A 15,015-nucleotide genomic window follows, 5' to 3' on the forward strand; every position below is an offset into this window, starting at 1 on the left:
GGAGTTGGCGTTCCCGACACTGGTCGGCCGCCGACCGCTGCGCGAGGCTGGTCCCAGTCGATCTTTCGAGGGGGCATCCATGGGTTACCAGGTGGCGGTGTTCGGGGCGTACGGGCACACCGGGCGGTTCGTGATGGCGGAGCTGCGCGAGCGCGGGTTCGGTGCGCTTCCGGTGGGCCGCGACGCACGCAGGCTGGAGGCGTTCGGGCGCGACTACCGGGTGGCGTCGGCCGACGATTCGGCCGCGCTCGACGTGGCGCTGACCGGCGTCGACGCGGTCATCAACTGCGCCGGCCCGTTCGCGTCGACGGCCGCGGGCGTGATCGAGGCCGCGCTGCGCGCCGGGATCCCGTACGTGGACGTGGCGGCCGAGATCGAGGCCAACGTCGACACGTTCACGCACTTCACCGAGCGCGCCCGGGCGGCGGGTGTCGCGGTGGTGCCGGCGATGGCCTTCTTCGGCGGGCTCGGTGACCTGCTCGCGACGACGGCGATGGGCGACTGGACGTCGGCCGACGAGGCGCACGTCGCGTACGGACTGAGCAGCTGGCACCCGACGGCCGGGACGGTCGCCGCGGGCGTCGTCTCCCGTGAGCGCCGCGCCGGCCGGCGGGTCCGCTACACCGGGGGCCGGTTGGAGTACCACTCCGGCGGGGAGCTGCCGAGGGTGGACTGGGCCTTCCCCGCGCCGCTGGGCCGGCGCACCGTCCTCGGGGAGTTCACCATGGCCGACGTCGTCACCATCCCCCGTCACCTGGACATCCCCGAGGTCCGCACCTACATGACCGTCGACGCCACCACCGACCTCGCCGCTGCGGCGGCGCCGGTCGCGGTCGACGAGCTGGGCCGGTCAGCGCAGACGTTCACTGTCGACGTCGTCGTGCGTCGCGGCGACGTGCGCCGACGCGTCGTGGCCACTGGTCGGGACATCTACGCCGTCAGCGCGCCTCTGGCCGTGGAGGCGGTTCGGCGCGTCCTCGATGGTCGGACGAGGACCAGCGGCGTCGCCTCCGCCGGCGAGATGTTCGACGCGCCTGATTTCCTGCGCGCGCTGTCGCCGGCCATCCGCGTCGAACCGGTCAGCGACTGACGCCGACAATTCAGCCGCAATTCTTTACTAAAACGGACGGCCCCCATGCTCAGGCGTGGGGGCCGTCCGTCATCACACCCGACCTGATCGGGCCGCGACGGTCAGAGAACCATGCTGACGCCGTGGGTCTTGCACGCGGTGCTGATCTCCTTGCCGGCCTTCTCGAAGACCGGGTTGTCGGCGGCGGTCGCCGGGTCCGCCGCGGCCGCTGCCTTGGCCGCCTCGGCGGCGAACGTCCGCAGGGCGTCGGCCACCTTACCGTCGCCGGTCGAGGCGACGGTGGTCACCTTCTGCTCCAGCCCAGCCAGGATCTTCTTGAAGTCCGCCGCCGACGCGTCGCCAGTCGTGGCGACCTTGACCATCTCGGTCCTCATCTCGTCGCTGGCCTTCTTCACCGCCTCGCAGAGCTGCTTGTCGGTCGCCGCGCCGGCGGCGGGTGGCGAGGCCGGCGTGGCGGCAGCGGAGGTGGCTACGGCGGATGGGGCGGCGGACGTCGGTGCGGACGCGGTGGGTGCGGCGGTCGTCGCCTTGTCACCGTCACCGCAGGCGGCGAGGGACGTCGAAACGGCAAGGATCAACATGGCGGAGGCAAGACGGGAAGATTTCACGGACGCGGACGATAGCCGATGTTCAAACGATGATCAATTGCGCGCCACCGATCGCTGGAACAGCGGCCACCTATGTGGACCGTGGGTTGGTAGGAAGAGGCATGTTGCCTCACTTCAGGGAGATGATCGTGGCACGTTCCTACCTGTCCCGCCGTTCGCTGCTGACCGCCGGTGGCGCCGCCGCGGTGGCGCTCGGCGGGGCCCTAGCCAGCCCGTCCGCAGGCTCCGCTGCCCCAGCCGACAACCCCGTCGACACGCCGACCGAGGCGCTGCGTCGGCTACAGGCCGGCAATCGGCGGTTCACCTCCGGCCACGGCCGGCACCCGCACCAGGGCCTGACCGACCTACACCGGCTCGCCTCCGGCCAGCACCCGTTCGCCATCACGGTCGGCTGCGCGGATTCCCGGGTGGCTCCCGAGGTGCTCTTCGACCAGGGGTTGGGTGACCTGTTCGACAACCGGGTGGCCGGCAACATCGTCGATGACCTGCTGCTCGGCAGCGTCGAGTTCGCGGTGGAGGAGTTCGGCAGCCTGCTGATCGTCGTCCTCGGCCACGAGCGCTGCGGCGCGTTCACCGCCACCATCGATGCCATCCACACCGGCGGTACGGCGCCTGGGCACATCGGCACCATCGTGGATGCCCTGCGCCCGGTCGTCGAGCCGGTGCTGGAGCAGCCCGGCGACCCCGTGGAGAACGGGGTCCGGGCCAACATCGCCGCCCAGGTGCGGGCGCTCAGCGCACGCAGCACGATCATCGCCGAGAAGGTGCACGAGGGTGCGCTGCGGGTGGTGGGCGCCCGCTACGACCTGGACAACGGGCGGGTTTCCCTGGTGGCCTGAGGCCGTCACCCGATGCTGGGCCACCCGGACGGCGACGCTTGGCCGGTCATCCACTGCCGCCGATCAGCGCCGCCGCTCGCGTCGCGGCCGACGGGTACGGCGGTAGTAGGACCAACCGGCCAGCGGCAACGCGACCGCCCAGGCCAGCAGGAGCGGGAGACCGATCAGGACGCCGGTCGGGGTGAAGATGTCGTCCGCGCTGGACTCCCCCAGGTCTGCCGCGAACTGCCAGGGCAGAGTCGCGGAGTACCCGATCATCACGGCGGATCCCAGCACCGTCGGCGTCAGCGGCATCCACTGTGGCACCCGACGTCCGCGCAGCCACGGCACCCACCGGGGGAAGACCAGGCCCCAGTCCTGAATGAGCCCCAGCGCCAGAACGCCGCCGAGCCCGGCGAGGACGCACAGGAGGCCCAGGTAGAACGCGCCGGCCGGCAGGCCCAGGAAGCCATCGACCGGGTGATCCCCGACCCCGGGTCCGCGACCGTGGTACCACTCGCGGAACGGGTCGGGATTGGCGAACAGCGGAATGCCGAGAATCCACGGCACGTGCAGCGGGATGAACCCCAGCACGGGGGCGATCCAGGCCACGTGCCCAGCTCGGCGGGCCCAGGGCGGCGGCGGGGCGGGCACGGCGTTCGGGTGTGGTGTTCGAGTCACGGCGTCGTCTCCATCAGCGGTGGGCGTTGACACATCCGAGATCACCGTCGCCGAACGGCGAGGCGAGCGGATCGCCGCGCGGAGGGACATCGCCTCCCCCGCCGCGGGGATGGCGTCTTTTCGTCACGACGGTCCGTGTGACGGAAACACTTCACGCCAGCGGGCCGCGCTCCGGAGGCTGGACAGCATGAATGTGACAGGGCTCGACCGACCCGGCGACGGCCACCGACAGCCCTCGCCCGGGGACACCCTCGCCCGCATCGCAGTCGTGGACGCACTGCGCGGAAGCGCGCTGCTGCTCATCCTGCTGGTGAACATAGCGTTCTTCAGCTCCGGCTACGACTTCCACCTGGTGGACGATCCGGCGCACGGCCCCGTCGACCTGCTGATCGTCGGCGCGGTGGAGTTGTTGTTCGCGATGAAGGCGTACCTGCTGTTCGCCTTTCTGTTCGGCTACAGCTTCACCCTGCAACTCGACTCCGCTGCTCGGCGCGGAGTGGCGTTCCGCCCGGCGTTCCTGCGCCGGCTCTCCGGGCTGTTCGTGCTCGGTGTGCTGCACGCGGTGCTGCTGTTCCACGGCGACATCCTCACCACGTACGCGCTGCTCGGTCTCGTGCTGCTCGCGGTCCGGCGGATCGAGCCCCGCACCGCGCTCGTCGTGGCGGCGTCCATCATCGGCGGCATCGCCGTCGTGGTCGGGATCGCCGCGGTCCTCGGCGCCACGCTGGTTCCGGACGAGGCCGCCGCACTCAGTGCCGGTGCGCGTTCGACGCTGGCGCTGGGCGGCGGCCTCGGCGATGTCGTCCTGGAGCACCTGCGGTCGATGCCGGCGATGATCGGTGGTCTCGCCGTGCAGGGGCCGCTGGCGTTCGCGGCGTTCCTCGTCGGCCTCGCCGCCGGCAAGCACAAGCTGCTCGCCACAGTGCCCGCCCACCAGGACCTGCTGCGCCGATGCGAACGGGTGGGGTACCCGGTCGGTCTGGCCGGCGCCGTCGTGTTCGCAGTCGGTGGTTCCACGGCGAACCTGACCGGACTGATGGTCAGCATCGTCACCGCGCCGTTCCTGGCCGCCGCCTATGCCGCGACCCTGCTGCGCCTGTTCACCCGGCGGCCGCGCCTCGCGGACGCGTTCGCGCCGGCTGGACGGATGGCCCTGACGAACTACCTGGCCCAGTCGCTCGTGTGTGTGCTCGTCTTCACCGGTGTCGGGTGGGGCCTGGTCGGCCGCACCTCGCCGGCACAGACACTGCTGATCGCACTGGTGATCTTCGCGGTGCAGCTGGTGGTCAGCTCGTGGTGGCTGCGACGGTTCCGGTACGGCCCCGTTGAATGGGCGCTGCGCGCCTGGACCCACCGGGCGCGCCGCCCCAACTAGGGTGCTGACATGGTCGATCGGCGCCAGGTGATGAACTTCCGGGTCCGGGCCCAGCAGCTGGACCGGGACGAGGGCATACTCGCCGACACCGCCGTCCTGGACCTCGGGGTGCAGAACACCGGTCCGGACGGCGCGCGCTGGGCGCTGGCAGTACGCGGGGTCGACGTGACAGCGTTGTCCGACGCCGATCTGGTCCTGCTGTGGACGGTGCGGGGCGCTCCCCACCTCTACCGCCGGGCCGACGTTGCGAAGGTGGCGGCCGCTGTCGAACCCTTCTCCGAAGCCGACGCGGGCAAGCGCATCTACGATGCCGCGAAACCGTTGAAGGCCGCTGGCATCGACACTCTCGCGGCCCTGGACGAGATCGCCGACCGGATGCGGGCCATCGTCAGGGCGCCGACGGTCAAGGGGGACGTGTCCGGCCGCCTGGCCACCATGCTGCCCGAACCGTATCTGCGGTTCTGCCGGCCGTGCGACGCCACGCACCTCTTCGAGATGCCGTTCCGGCTCGCCGCCGTGCGGGCCGGGTTGGAGTTGCAGCTCGACACCTCACCCCCGGTCCTGCGGCGCATCACCGGGTTCAGGAAGGCAGCCGTCGCGGGTGACCGCTTCGACCTCATCCGCGGGTATCTTCGCCTGCTCGGTCCGGCCACCCCGAAACAGGTCGCCGACTACCTCGACGCCCCGGTGAAGGACGTGAAGGCGCGCTGGCCCGACGACGTGATCGAGGTGACGGTCGACCGCGAGGTGCGCTCGCTGCTGGCCGCCGACGAGGAGGCGCTGGAGTCGGCCGACGGCAGGGGCACCCGACTGCTCGGCCCGTTCGATCTGTTCCTGCAGGCCAAGGACCGGGCAACGTTGGTGCCGGACGCCGCCCACGTCAAGGAGCTGTGGCCGGTGTTGGGTCGCCCCGGCGCCGTCCTGGTCGACGGCGAGCTGGTCGGCACCTGGCGGCCCCGCAAGTCCGGCAGGACGTTCACTGTCGCCGTCGAGCCGTGGCACCGACTGTCGGACGCGACGCGTAAAGCCATCACCGCGCAGGCCGAACGCCTCGCCGCGTACCGCTCCGTCTCCCTCAGCGGCGTCGACTTCGGCAGCTAGTTTCGAGGACGCTCACTGCACCGCCCACGCGACGGCGGGCGGGCGCACCCGAGCGCAGATGGGCCCACCGGCGGCATCGGTCAACCCGACCCGGCCGACCAGCGTCCCGTCGCCCTCGTGGGCGGCGCGCAGCAGCTCGGTCGGCACGTCGGTGAACATCAGCTTCGCTCGTCGGAACATGGCGAAGCCGTCCTGGGTCACCGCGCCCCAGCTCAGATAGAGAAACCGCGCCCCGGGGCGGCCGTGCACCCAGGGGCCACCGACGTCGAGTGCTCCGTCGATCTCACGGCTGGACACCTCGAAGGACCAGGTGGCGCTTGCCGCGTCGGCCGGCACCTGATCGACGACCTCGGCCTTGCGTTGAACGCCGACGTGCACGTTTCCCACCCGCAGCGCGTCGGCCTCCGCACCGGGGCGCTGACCTGGGAGATCGCTGCCGTCGATCCTGATCCGCATGGCACCGACTCTAGTTAGTCGGCCGGTTGCTCGGCGGTGTCGTCCTCGCCGTACTCGCCGCGGATGGGCAGGTAGTAGGCGGGCAGGAACCCGGCGATGATGGCCACACCGGCGATCGGCACGAACGCGCCGACGAGGATGCCGGAGCCGATCCAGAGCAGCGCGAGCGCGAACCGGCGACCGATGGCCCGCGCGCCGAACGGCCCGAGGCCCGGGTCCAGCAGTTTGGCGCGGCGCAGGTACGCCCACACGATGTTGAAGAGGGCCGCCGCCGTCCACAGTGTGCCGCCGTAGACGACGACCGACGCGCGCAGCCCCTGCTCCGCGCGCAACGCTTCGGCGAGCAGTGACGTGGAGAACGGCAGGAACGCGATGACCATCAGGAGCAACGTGTTGAGGAACAGGACCCCTCGGTCGACGTGCCGGACGCGATCGAACATGACGTGGTGATTCACCCACACCTGCCCGATGAGCAGGAAGCTCAGCGTGTACGCCAGGTACGACGGCCACAGCGCACCGAGCCCCCGGGCGAGGCGCTCGAAGTCGTGGGGCGGTTGGATCTCCAGCACCAGCAGCGTCACGGCGATCGCGAAGACACCGTCGCTGAAGGCCAGCAAGCGGCCCGGGTTACGGGTCAGCCGTGAAGTTTCCCCTTTGAGAGGCACGTACCGAATTATGCAGTAGATCAGCTTTCGTCACTGGTGGAGCGACGCCAGAACTGGCGTGGCGCGAAACCCTCACGTCGCAGCCAGTGCTCGGTGTAGACGATCCGCTCCGCCTCGACGACCACGAGGGTGTCCTCGGGCGGCTCGGACAGCGCCCGCCCCCGCTCGGCGTGCTCGTTCTCCCACCGAACCGCCGCCCAGTAGTGCGCGCGGTCCGGATGCTCCGGAGCAAGCACCCTTGCCGTCCCGAACAGTTGGGCACCACGGCTGCTGGCCAGTCCGACCAGCGGCGCGAAGATGCCGATTGACACGCGCGGGTCGGCGGCAATGTTGCGGATCTTTGGCGATCGTGGCGCGGCGGTGAAGAGCACCGCGAAGCCGAGCGGGTAGTACCGCACCGGCGTGGCCAGCGGTCCGTCCGGACCCGTGGTCGCGAGCACACACATGTTCTGCGACGACAACAGGTTGAGAAGGCGTTCTTCGAGCCGTTCGCGATCGAGCCGCTTCGGCGGCGTGGGCTCCGACAGCCACGGATTCGTCAGCGGCATACAACGTCCTCGATCATGGCGAACACCCTAACCGCGTAACCCGCCGTCAAGATCGGCAGGGCGTGCTCTACGCCGTCCTGCGCAGGTAGGTCTCCGCCAACTGACGAAGGCGTGTCCTGTCGAAGCTCTCCCCGTGACCGGGATGGACGACGGACACGTCGAGGTCGACGAGGAACTCCATGCTCCGCCGGTACGCTGCCACGTCGGAGTTCGGCAGATCGTCGATCAGGGCACCCTCGTAGACGACGTCGCCGGAGTACAGGGTCCCGGTGCGTTCCTCCAGCAGGGCGATGCTCCCGGGCGTATGGCCCGGAAGATGCAGCACCGTCAGCACCCGCCCGCCCAGGTCGATGCGGTCGCCGTCGTCGAGCAGGCGGTGCAGGGTCATCGGTGCGACGCGGTAGGCAGCCGGGTCGTACCCGGGATCGGGCAGAACATCGATCATGAGCTCCGGGACGGCTTCCCCGGCGGCGTCGATGCCCAGCTTGTCGAAGAGTTCCGCGCCGTACAGGCTCGCCGGTACGCCCGCCGCGAGGATCCCCGCCTCGGCAGGGTGGGCGGCCCGGTCACCGAACTCCGCCGCCGCACCGACGTGATCCAGGTGCGCGTGGGTGAGCACGACAATCGGATCACGCTCGAACAGGCCCGGAATCGCCTGCCGCAGCGCGACGACACCGAGCCCGGCGTCGATCACGATGTCCCGATCGGTGCCCCGCAACCACCAGAAGTTCGCCGACAGCAGCTCGTTGACGTGCGGTTCCGAGATCCGGACGACGTCGCCGTCCACTTCGACCCGGGCATACCAGTCGACCATGCCCGAGAGTCTGCCAGCGCAGCGATGCCGCTTCGACCCCGCGAATCACGGTTCGCGCCTGTCGCGATCGAGATGGAATCCGGCGGGTGCAAGAAGAAGCTAAATGATCGCGAAGAGACGGTCGGCGGGGTCCACGACGGCGGCCAGCACCGCGCCGGGAACGAGGGCTGGGTCGGTCGCACGGATCGTGTCCGCCTCGAAGGTGGCGAACCCCGGCCCGCTGATGCGCAGGTGGAGTTCCAGCTCGGGATTCTCTCCGCCCAGGTGGTTCGCCACCGCGACAATCTCCGCCGTCGCGGCGACACCGGCGGCGGCCAGCCGACTCGCGTCACGGCGCGAGCGGCCGACCACTCGCCAACCGAAGACGCCGAACCCGACACCGATGGCTGTCGCCAGGACGCCACTCCACCGTCCAACCGAGGCCGGGGAGGGTGAATCCGTCCGCGTCGGCGCGCGGGAACGCCCGATCGGCCGATCCGAACGAGTACGCCGTGAAAGACTCGCCCGGCTGGCGGAAGGGGCGGGGATGCAACCAACCTGGCTCGTAGCGCTCTCGTGGGCTTCGCTCGCGTTCGGCGTCGTCAGCTTCGCGGTCGTCATCGCCGACACCTATCTCCGCGGGCACCGGCAGCCGGTCCGGGTCATGGAGATCGTCTGGCTGGTGACCGTCCTCTACATCGGCCCTGCCGCCGTCCGCCTCTACTGGAACTGGGGCAGGCCCGAGGCGTTCTCTCAACGGCGGCAGGAGGGTCAACCGCGACGGCCGCGCCGGGGCATCGTCGTCACCCACGTGTCCCGCTGCGGCGCGCACTGCGCTCTCGGGTTCATCGTCGCCGAGGTCGCCCTGTACGCCGTGAGATTCGACCCGGCCGAGGACCCGCTGTGGGTCGGCTACGCCGGCGACTATCTGATGGCGGTGACGATCGCCGTTCTCTTCCGGTACTTCGCCGGGCCGGGTCGCAGCCTGACGAAGGTCTGGCACGCACTGTCGAGCGTCGGCAGGATCGAGCTGCTGACCATCACCGTGTTCGAGGTGGCGTTGTTCGTGTGGCTGACCCTCGCGCATCGGGTGGTCTTTTCGGAGCCGCACCTGCGACCCGACAGCCCGACGTTCTGGTTCGCCGGTCAGCTCGGGCTGATAGCTGGCTTCCTCGCGGCCTGGCCCACCGCCTCCTGGCAGCTCGGCCGAGGGCTGAGATTCGAGCCGCGCCGACTCCCCTACGACTGAGCAGGGCCCGGCCGCCCCGACAAAAACAAGCGGCAAGGAGATCACTCTCCCTGCCACTTCTAACGTATACCGCACCTGGGGGCTTGCCGCAAGACCCCGGTCGTGGCGCAGAATCGGCGGCCGGACCAGCACAAACGAGGTAACGGGGGCGAGACGTGGGTGTGTTGTCGAGGGACGAGGACCGCGCCGGCCAGGCACCACTGTTGGATCTTCGAGAGGTCGACGAGAAGCAGGTGTCGGTCGTCGGCGGCAAGGCCGCGCACCTGGGCGCGCTGTCGCGGATCGACGGCATCCGGGTGCCGGCGGGGTTCTGCGTCACGACTGCCGCCTTCCGGCGGATCATGGCGCAGACGCCGTCGATGGGCGATCGACTCGATCAGTTGTCGCGCCTGAGCGCGGACGAGCGGGAGGCGATTCGCACGCTCAGCGCGGAGATCCGCCGCAGCGTCGAGGAGACCCTGATTCCGGGCGACCTGGCCGCCGCGATCACCGACGCGCTCGACCGGTTCGGCGAGCAGGCCGCCTACGCCGTGCGGTCCAGCGCGACTGCGGAGGACACGCCCACGGCGTCCTTCGCCGGCCAGCAGGACACCTACCTGAACGTGGTGGGGCCGGAGGCGATCCTGCGGCACGTCAGCCGGTGCTGGGCGTCACTGTTCACCGAGCGGGCCGTCATCTACCGCCTTCGCAACGGCATCGACCACCGCACGGTTCAGATGGCTGTCGTCGTACAGCAGATGGTTTTTTCGGATGCCGCAGGCATCCTGTTCACGGCGGACCCGGTGACTGGCAACCGGACTGTCGCGACGGTGGACGCCAGCTTCGGCCTCGGCGAGGCCCTGGTGTCCGGCCTGGTGAACCCGGACGTCTTCACGGTGCGCGACGGCGAGGTCGTCGCCGGCACTGTCGCCGCCAAGCAGCGCGCCGTCACCGCGCTGCCCGGCGGCGGAACGCGGGAGGTGGCGATCGAGGCGCAGCGGCAGGAGCAGCCGGCGCTGACGCAGGCGCAGGTCCTACGGCTGGTGCAGCTCGGGCGACGGATCGAGGCGCACTTCGGCCGCCCGCAGGACATCGAGTGGTGCCTGGTGGACGACGACTTCCAGATCGTGCAGAGCCGGCCGATCACCACCCTGTTCCCCATCCCGGCGGCCGACGACCAGGAGAACCACGTCTACCTCTCGGTCGGTCACCAGCAGATGATGACCGACGCCATGCGGCCGCTGGGTCTCTCGATGTGGCAGTTGACGGCCATCGCCGTGATGCTGGAGGCCGGCGGGAGGTTGTTCGTCGACGCCACCCGGCTGCTGGCCTCGCCCACGAGCCGCGCCGGCTTCCTGGAGATGGTCGGGAAGTCCGATCCCCTGATGCGCGACGCGTTGCAGACGCTCCTCGACCGCCCCGACTTCATTCCGACGCTTCCGGACGGGGGCGGTCCCGCCAGGCTGACGACCGGCGGCGCGTCCACCTCGATCGAAACCGACCCGGCGATCGTCACCGAGCTGATCGAGCGCAGCAGGGCATCCATAGCCGCCCTGCGACGCGACATCGCGACGGTGACCGGTACGGCGCTGTTCGACTTCCTGCTGGAGGCGTTCAAGGAGCACAAGCGGGTCCTCGGCGATCCGCTGAACATGCAGGCGATCATGGCCGGCATGGAGGCCACCTGGTGGCTCAACGACCGGCTGCACGAGTGGCTGGGTGAGAAGAACGCCGCCGACACCCTCACCCTCTCCGCGCCCGGCAACGTCACGTCGGAGATGGGGCTGGCGCTGCTCGACGTCGCCGACGTGATCCGCCCCTACCCGGAGGTGGTGGCATTCCTCCAGGACGTCGCGCACGACGACTTCCTCGACGAGCTGCCGAAGGTCGCAGGCGGGGCCGAGGCGCGCGCCGCCATCAAGGCGTACCTCGACCGGTACGGCATGCGCTGCGTCGGCGAGATCGACATCACCAGGCCGCGGTGGAGCGAACGCCCCAGCACGCTGGTGCCGGTGCTGCTGGACAACGTCAAGCTCTTCGAGCCGGGCGCGGCCCGGCGGCGCTTCGAGCAGGGCCAGCAGCGGGCACGGCAGCAGGCGCAGGAGGTGTTGACGCGCCTGCGGGCGCTGCCGGACGGGCAACAGAAGGCCGACGAGACCGCGCGGATGATCGACCGGGTGCGGGCCTTCATCGGCTACCGGGAGTACCCGAAGTACGACATCATCAGCCGCTACTTCATCTACAAGCAGGCCCTGCTGGCAGAGGCCGAGCGCCTGGTACGCGCCGGCGTGCTCGCCGAGACCGAAGACGTCTTCTACCTCACGTTCCAGGAGTTCCACGAGGTGGTGCGCACGCACCGGGTGGATGACGAGCTGATCCGGCGGCGTCGGGAGGAGTTCCTGTCGTACCAGGCGCTCACCCCGCCCCGGGTGCTGACCTCCGACGGCGAGGCGATCACCGGGGCGTACCGACGCGACGACCTGCCGGCCGGCGCCCTGGCCGGGATGCCGGTGTCCGCCGGGACTGTCGAAGGACGCGCCCGCGTCATCCTGGACATGGCACAGGCCGACCTCGAAGCGGGTGACATCCTCGTCACCGCCCACACTGACCCGAGCTGGACGCCGCTGTTCGTCGGCATCGCCGGCCTGGTGACAGAGGTCGGCGGGTTGATGACGCACGGCGCGGTGATCGCGAGGGAGTATGGCCTGCCGGCCGTCGTCAGCGTGCTCGACGCGACCCGGCTGATCCGCGACGGGCAGCGGATCCGCGTGCACGGCAGCGACGGGTACGTGGAGATCCTTTCCTGACCGACGGCACCTCAGGAGGAACGACAGTGGCGGTTTCGGTCCGACGGCTGGCGATCATGGTGGCCACGGCGTCGACACTGGTGTCGGTGGCGGGGTGCAGCAGCGGCGGCGGCGACGCCACCGAGGCGCTGACGACGCCGAGCCCGCAGGTGACGCTCGCCCCGTCGCCGGCCGCCGATCAGGAGTTCCGCCGGCTGGAGGAGCAGTTCGGGGCGCGGCTGGGGATCTACGCCGTCGACACGGGCGCCGGCCGCACTGTGGAGTACCGCGCCGACGAGCGGTTCGCGTACGCCTCGACGTGGAAGGCCCTCGCTGCCGCCGAGGTGCTCGACGGCACCACAGACGCCCAGCTGGATCGGGTGGTGCGGTACTCGGCGCGGGACCTGGTGGCGCACTCCCCCATCACCGAGAAGCACGTCGGCGAGGGCATGAGCCTGCGGGCCCTCGCCGACGCCGCAGTGCGCTACAGCGACAACACGGCCGGCAACCTGCTGCTGCTCCACCTCGGCGGGCCGGCGGGGTTCGAGTCGAAGCTGCGCGCGCTGGGCGACACTGTCACCGACGCGGCCCGCTACGAGACAGCGCTGAACGAGGGAACACCCGGCGACAGGCGGGACACCAGCACCGCGCGGGCCCTGGCCGGCGACCTCCGGGCGTACACGGTGGGGGTTGCCCTGGAACCGGCGGACCGCGACGTGCTGATCGGCTGGCTGCGGGGCAACACCACCGGCGCGGCGCTGGTCCGCGCCGGGGTGCCGGCCGGCTGGGTGGTCGGGGACAAGACCGGGACCGGTGGGTACGGCACCCGCAACGACATCGCGGTGATCTGGCCGCCCGACCGGGCCCCGATCGTGCTCGCCGTGCTGTCCAGCCGCGACAGGAAGGACGCCAGCCCGGACGACAGCCTCATCGCCCAGGCCACCCGGGTGGTCGTCGCCCACCTGCGAGCATGAGTCCGTCAGGTCGCGGCGCGGCTGTCGTAGGCCGATTGGTGGCGGCGGATCTCGGCGTGGTGGTCGGCGGACCAGGCCGCCAGGGCCAGAACGGTGGAGAGCAGTGACCTGCCCAGCCCGGTGAGGGCGTATTCGACGCGGGGTGGCACCTCCGGGTACGACGTCCTGGTGATGAGGCCGGTGCGCTGGAGGTGTTTCAGGGTCAGCGTGAGCATGCGCTGGGAGATGCCGGGGATCGCGTCGCCCAGGTCCGAGTAACGGACGGGGCCGTCGGCGAGTGTGCCGATGATCAGCACGCTCCATTTGTCGCCGACGAGGTCCAGGACCTCCCGGATGAAGTCGGCGTCCTCGTCGTTCCAGTGGGCGCAGGGCCCCGGAGCGGCCCGAACGTTCCCCCGGACGTTGGTGCGCCTGCGCCGGAGTTCTCCTGCGCTCATCCCCGCCGCCCCTCCGCGCAGTCCGCGCTACGCACATGAATGTACCTTTTGTGGCCCTCCAATTCTGATGCATCATGGCGCTACGAACAAGAAGTGAGAATCAGTGAGGAGCGCCATGAAGATCGAGTTCTGGTCGGACATCGTCTGCCCGTACTGCGGGCTGATGGACCACCGGCTCCACCGGGCAGTGGACCGGCTCCCGTACGGCGACCAGGTCCAGGTGATCCACAGGTCGTTCCAGCTGCATCCCGACCTGCCCCGCGCGGGTGTCAGTCAACGGGAGCTGATCACGATGGCGGGGGCTCCCGCGACGACAGTCGACAGGGTTCTACGGCCGATCGAGCGGGCGGCCGAGGCGGAGGGTTTGACGCCCTACCACGCGGTGGACCGCACGCTCGGGCCGACAGATCTCGCCCACGAACTGCTCGCGTACGCGTCCGACCAGGGTCGCGGCACCGAGATCTGGACGGCGATGTTCCGCGCGCACTTCGGGCAGGCCCGCAAGCTGTGGACCGCTGAGGAGGTCCTCGACTTCGCCGCCGAGGTGGGTCTGGACAGCGCCGGGGCCGCCGACGCCCTGCGAAGCCGCCGCTACCGGGCCCGGGTGGCGGCCGACCAGCGTGAGGCAGAGCGCCTCGGGGCCCGCGGCGCGCCGTTCCTCGTCTTCGACGGCCGCTTCGCCGTGCCCGGGGCGATCGGCCTCGACGACCTGCTCGCGGTCATCGACAAGGCGTGGGCCGAGAGCCACCCGACGCCGCAGCCACTGCCGGTGGTCGGTGTCGCCGAGGGCATGTGCGCCCCGGATGGCTGCGCGCTACCCGACCGCACCGCCTGAACTCGTCAGGCGGGGTGGTACTTCAGGAGGACGACCCCGGAGGCGAAGGGTTCGGCGGAGACCAACTCCAGTCGTGCCGGGGGTTGATCACCGTCGAACAGCGCCTTGCCCCGGCGCAGGTACAGGGGATGCACCAGGAGGTGGAACTCGTCGATGAGCCGCAGGTTGGCAAGGGACCGGATCAGCGTGAGGCTGCCGTAGACCACGATGTCGCCGCCGGGATCACGCTTCAGCTGGGCGATCTCGTCGGGTTCGATGTGAGTGAGCCGGCGACTGTCACCCCAGGTCGCGGTGTCGCCCGAGGCGGAGACGACGATCTTTTCCAGCGCGTCGAGCCGCTGGGCATAACCCCGTACGTCGTCGGGCTGGTCGGGATCCTGGGCGACCAGCGGCCAGTGTCCGGCGAAGTCGGCGTGCGTGACCCGGCCCAGCATGAGGCTTCCGGCCTTGTCCACCAGGTCCCGCTCGTACTTTTGCAGATGGTCGTCGATCAGCAGCCAGTCCATCTCGTCGTCGGGGCCGGCGACGAACCCGTCGAGGGTGGTCCACATCGACACGACAATCTTGCGCAACGTCGTCCTCCGTCATGGTGCGGTGGGCCCCGGGGATCCGGGACCTCG

The 15,015-nt window shown here is 70.3% G+C and carries 17 protein-coding genes; 8 read left to right on the plus strand and 9 right to left on the minus strand.

Features of this window, described 5'->3' with window-relative positions; genetic code table 11:
• The first annotated feature begins 79 nt into the window (after positions 1–79).
• On the plus strand, positions 80–1,090 hold the full coding sequence (locus tag AB0K35_RS14175) for a saccharopine dehydrogenase NADP-binding domain-containing protein (RefSeq protein WP_238672114.1): 1,011 nt from the start codon (positions 80–82) through the stop codon (positions 1,088–1,090).
• Positions 1,091–1,191: 101 nt separating this feature from the next.
• Here AB0K35_RS14175 and AB0K35_RS14180 read toward each other — a convergent pair whose 3' ends face one another.
• Positions 1,192–1,698, minus strand: a complete 507-nt coding sequence (locus AB0K35_RS14180) for a hypothetical protein (RefSeq protein ID WP_363885515.1) — start codon at positions 1,696–1,698, stop codon at positions 1,192–1,194.
• Positions 1,699–1,820: 122 nt separating this feature from the next.
• Here AB0K35_RS14180 and AB0K35_RS14185 point away from each other — a divergent pair, with 122 nt between their 5' ends.
• Entirely contained in the window at positions 1,821–2,537 is a 717-nt protein-coding gene (locus tag AB0K35_RS14185; RefSeq protein ID WP_363885721.1) for a carbonic anhydrase, read from the plus strand.
• 63 nt (positions 2,538–2,600) lie between these two features.
• Here AB0K35_RS14185 and AB0K35_RS14190 read toward each other — a convergent pair whose 3' ends face one another.
• The gene (locus tag AB0K35_RS14190) at positions 2,601–3,197 is read right to left on the minus strand and encodes a hypothetical protein (protein ID WP_363885517.1); all 597 of its coding nucleotides are present in this window, start codon (positions 3,195–3,197) and stop codon (positions 2,601–2,603) included.
• A gap of 187 nt (positions 3,198–3,384) precedes the next feature.
• Here AB0K35_RS14190 and AB0K35_RS14195 point away from each other — a divergent pair, with 187 nt between their 5' ends.
• Complete coding sequence (locus tag AB0K35_RS14195; protein ID WP_363885519.1) at positions 3,385–4,572, plus strand: DUF418 domain-containing protein; 1,188 nt, start codon at positions 3,385–3,387, stop codon at positions 4,570–4,572.
• Positions 4,573–4,581: 9 nt separating this feature from the next.
• Positions 4,582–5,673, plus strand: a complete 1,092-nt coding sequence (locus AB0K35_RS14200; RefSeq protein WP_363885521.1) for a winged helix DNA-binding domain-containing protein — start codon at positions 4,582–4,584, stop codon at positions 5,671–5,673.
• A 12-nt stretch (positions 5,674–5,685) separates the two neighbouring features.
• Here the strand turns inward: AB0K35_RS14200 and AB0K35_RS14205 are convergent, their stop codons facing one another.
• From AB0K35_RS14205 to AB0K35_RS14225, 5 genes are all read right to left on the minus strand, one after another.
• Positions 5,686–6,129 carry a DUF5990 family protein gene (locus AB0K35_RS14205; RefSeq protein ID WP_363885522.1) on the minus strand — a complete coding sequence of 148 codons (444 nt, stop codon included), beginning with the start codon at positions 6,127–6,129 and terminating at the stop codon, positions 5,686–5,688.
• 14 nt (positions 6,130–6,143) lie between these two features.
• Entirely contained in the window at positions 6,144–6,794 is a 651-nt protein-coding gene (locus AB0K35_RS14210) for a TMEM175 family protein (RefSeq protein WP_363885524.1), read from the minus strand.
• A gap of 20 nt (positions 6,795–6,814) precedes the next feature.
• Positions 6,815–7,342, minus strand: a complete 528-nt coding sequence (locus AB0K35_RS14215) for a pyridoxamine 5'-phosphate oxidase family protein (protein ID WP_238672106.1) — start codon at positions 7,340–7,342, stop codon at positions 6,815–6,817.
• 67 nt (positions 7,343–7,409) lie between these two features.
• Entirely contained in the window at positions 7,410–8,156 is a 747-nt protein-coding gene (locus tag AB0K35_RS14220; protein WP_363885526.1) for an MBL fold metallo-hydrolase, read from the minus strand.
• 99 nt (positions 8,157–8,255) lie between these two features.
• On the minus strand, positions 8,256–8,507 hold the full coding sequence (locus AB0K35_RS14225; protein ID WP_238672104.1) for a hypothetical protein: 252 nt from the start codon (positions 8,505–8,507) through the stop codon (positions 8,256–8,258).
• Positions 8,508–8,682: 175 nt separating this feature from the next.
• On the opposite strand from AB0K35_RS14225, the gene AB0K35_RS14230 reads away from it, so the two are divergent.
• The 3 genes from AB0K35_RS14230 (at position 8,683) to bla (ending at position 13,123) form a co-directional block, all read left to right on the plus strand.
• Positions 8,683–9,384, plus strand: a complete 702-nt coding sequence (locus tag AB0K35_RS14230; RefSeq protein ID WP_238672103.1) for a DUF4396 domain-containing protein — start codon at positions 8,683–8,685, stop codon at positions 9,382–9,384.
• Positions 9,385–9,548: 164 nt separating this feature from the next.
• Positions 9,549–12,170, plus strand: a complete 2,622-nt coding sequence (gene rph, locus AB0K35_RS14235; RefSeq protein ID WP_363885529.1) for a rifamycin-inactivating phosphotransferase — start codon at positions 9,549–9,551, stop codon at positions 12,168–12,170.
• 26 nt (positions 12,171–12,196) lie between these two features.
• Positions 12,197–13,123: a class A beta-lactamase gene (gene bla, locus AB0K35_RS14240; protein ID WP_363885531.1), complete on the plus strand. Its 927-nt coding sequence runs from the start codon at positions 12,197–12,199 to the stop codon at positions 13,121–13,123.
• A gap of 5 nt (positions 13,124–13,128) precedes the next feature.
• Here bla and AB0K35_RS14245 read toward each other — a convergent pair whose 3' ends face one another.
• The gene (locus AB0K35_RS14245; RefSeq protein ID WP_363885533.1) at positions 13,129–13,560 is read right to left on the minus strand and encodes a helix-turn-helix domain-containing protein; all 432 of its coding nucleotides are present in this window, start codon (positions 13,558–13,560) and stop codon (positions 13,129–13,131) included.
• Between the two features lie 115 nt (positions 13,561–13,675).
• Here AB0K35_RS14245 and AB0K35_RS14250 point away from each other — a divergent pair, with 115 nt between their 5' ends.
• Entirely contained in the window at positions 13,676–14,395 is a 720-nt protein-coding gene (locus AB0K35_RS14250) for a DsbA family oxidoreductase (protein WP_363885535.1), read from the plus strand.
• A gap of 5 nt (positions 14,396–14,400) precedes the next feature.
• Here AB0K35_RS14250 and AB0K35_RS14255 read toward each other — a convergent pair whose 3' ends face one another.
• On the minus strand, positions 14,401–14,967 hold the full coding sequence (locus AB0K35_RS14255; protein WP_238672099.1) for a dihydrofolate reductase family protein: 567 nt from the start codon (positions 14,965–14,967) through the stop codon (positions 14,401–14,403).
• Positions 14,968–15,015 lie beyond the last annotated feature (48 nt).

The sequence above is a fragment of the Micromonospora sp. NPDC053740 genome (assembly GCF_040677775.1).
Classification (GTDB): Bacteria; Actinomycetota; Actinomycetes; order Mycobacteriales; family Micromonosporaceae; genus Micromonospora; species Micromonospora alfalfae.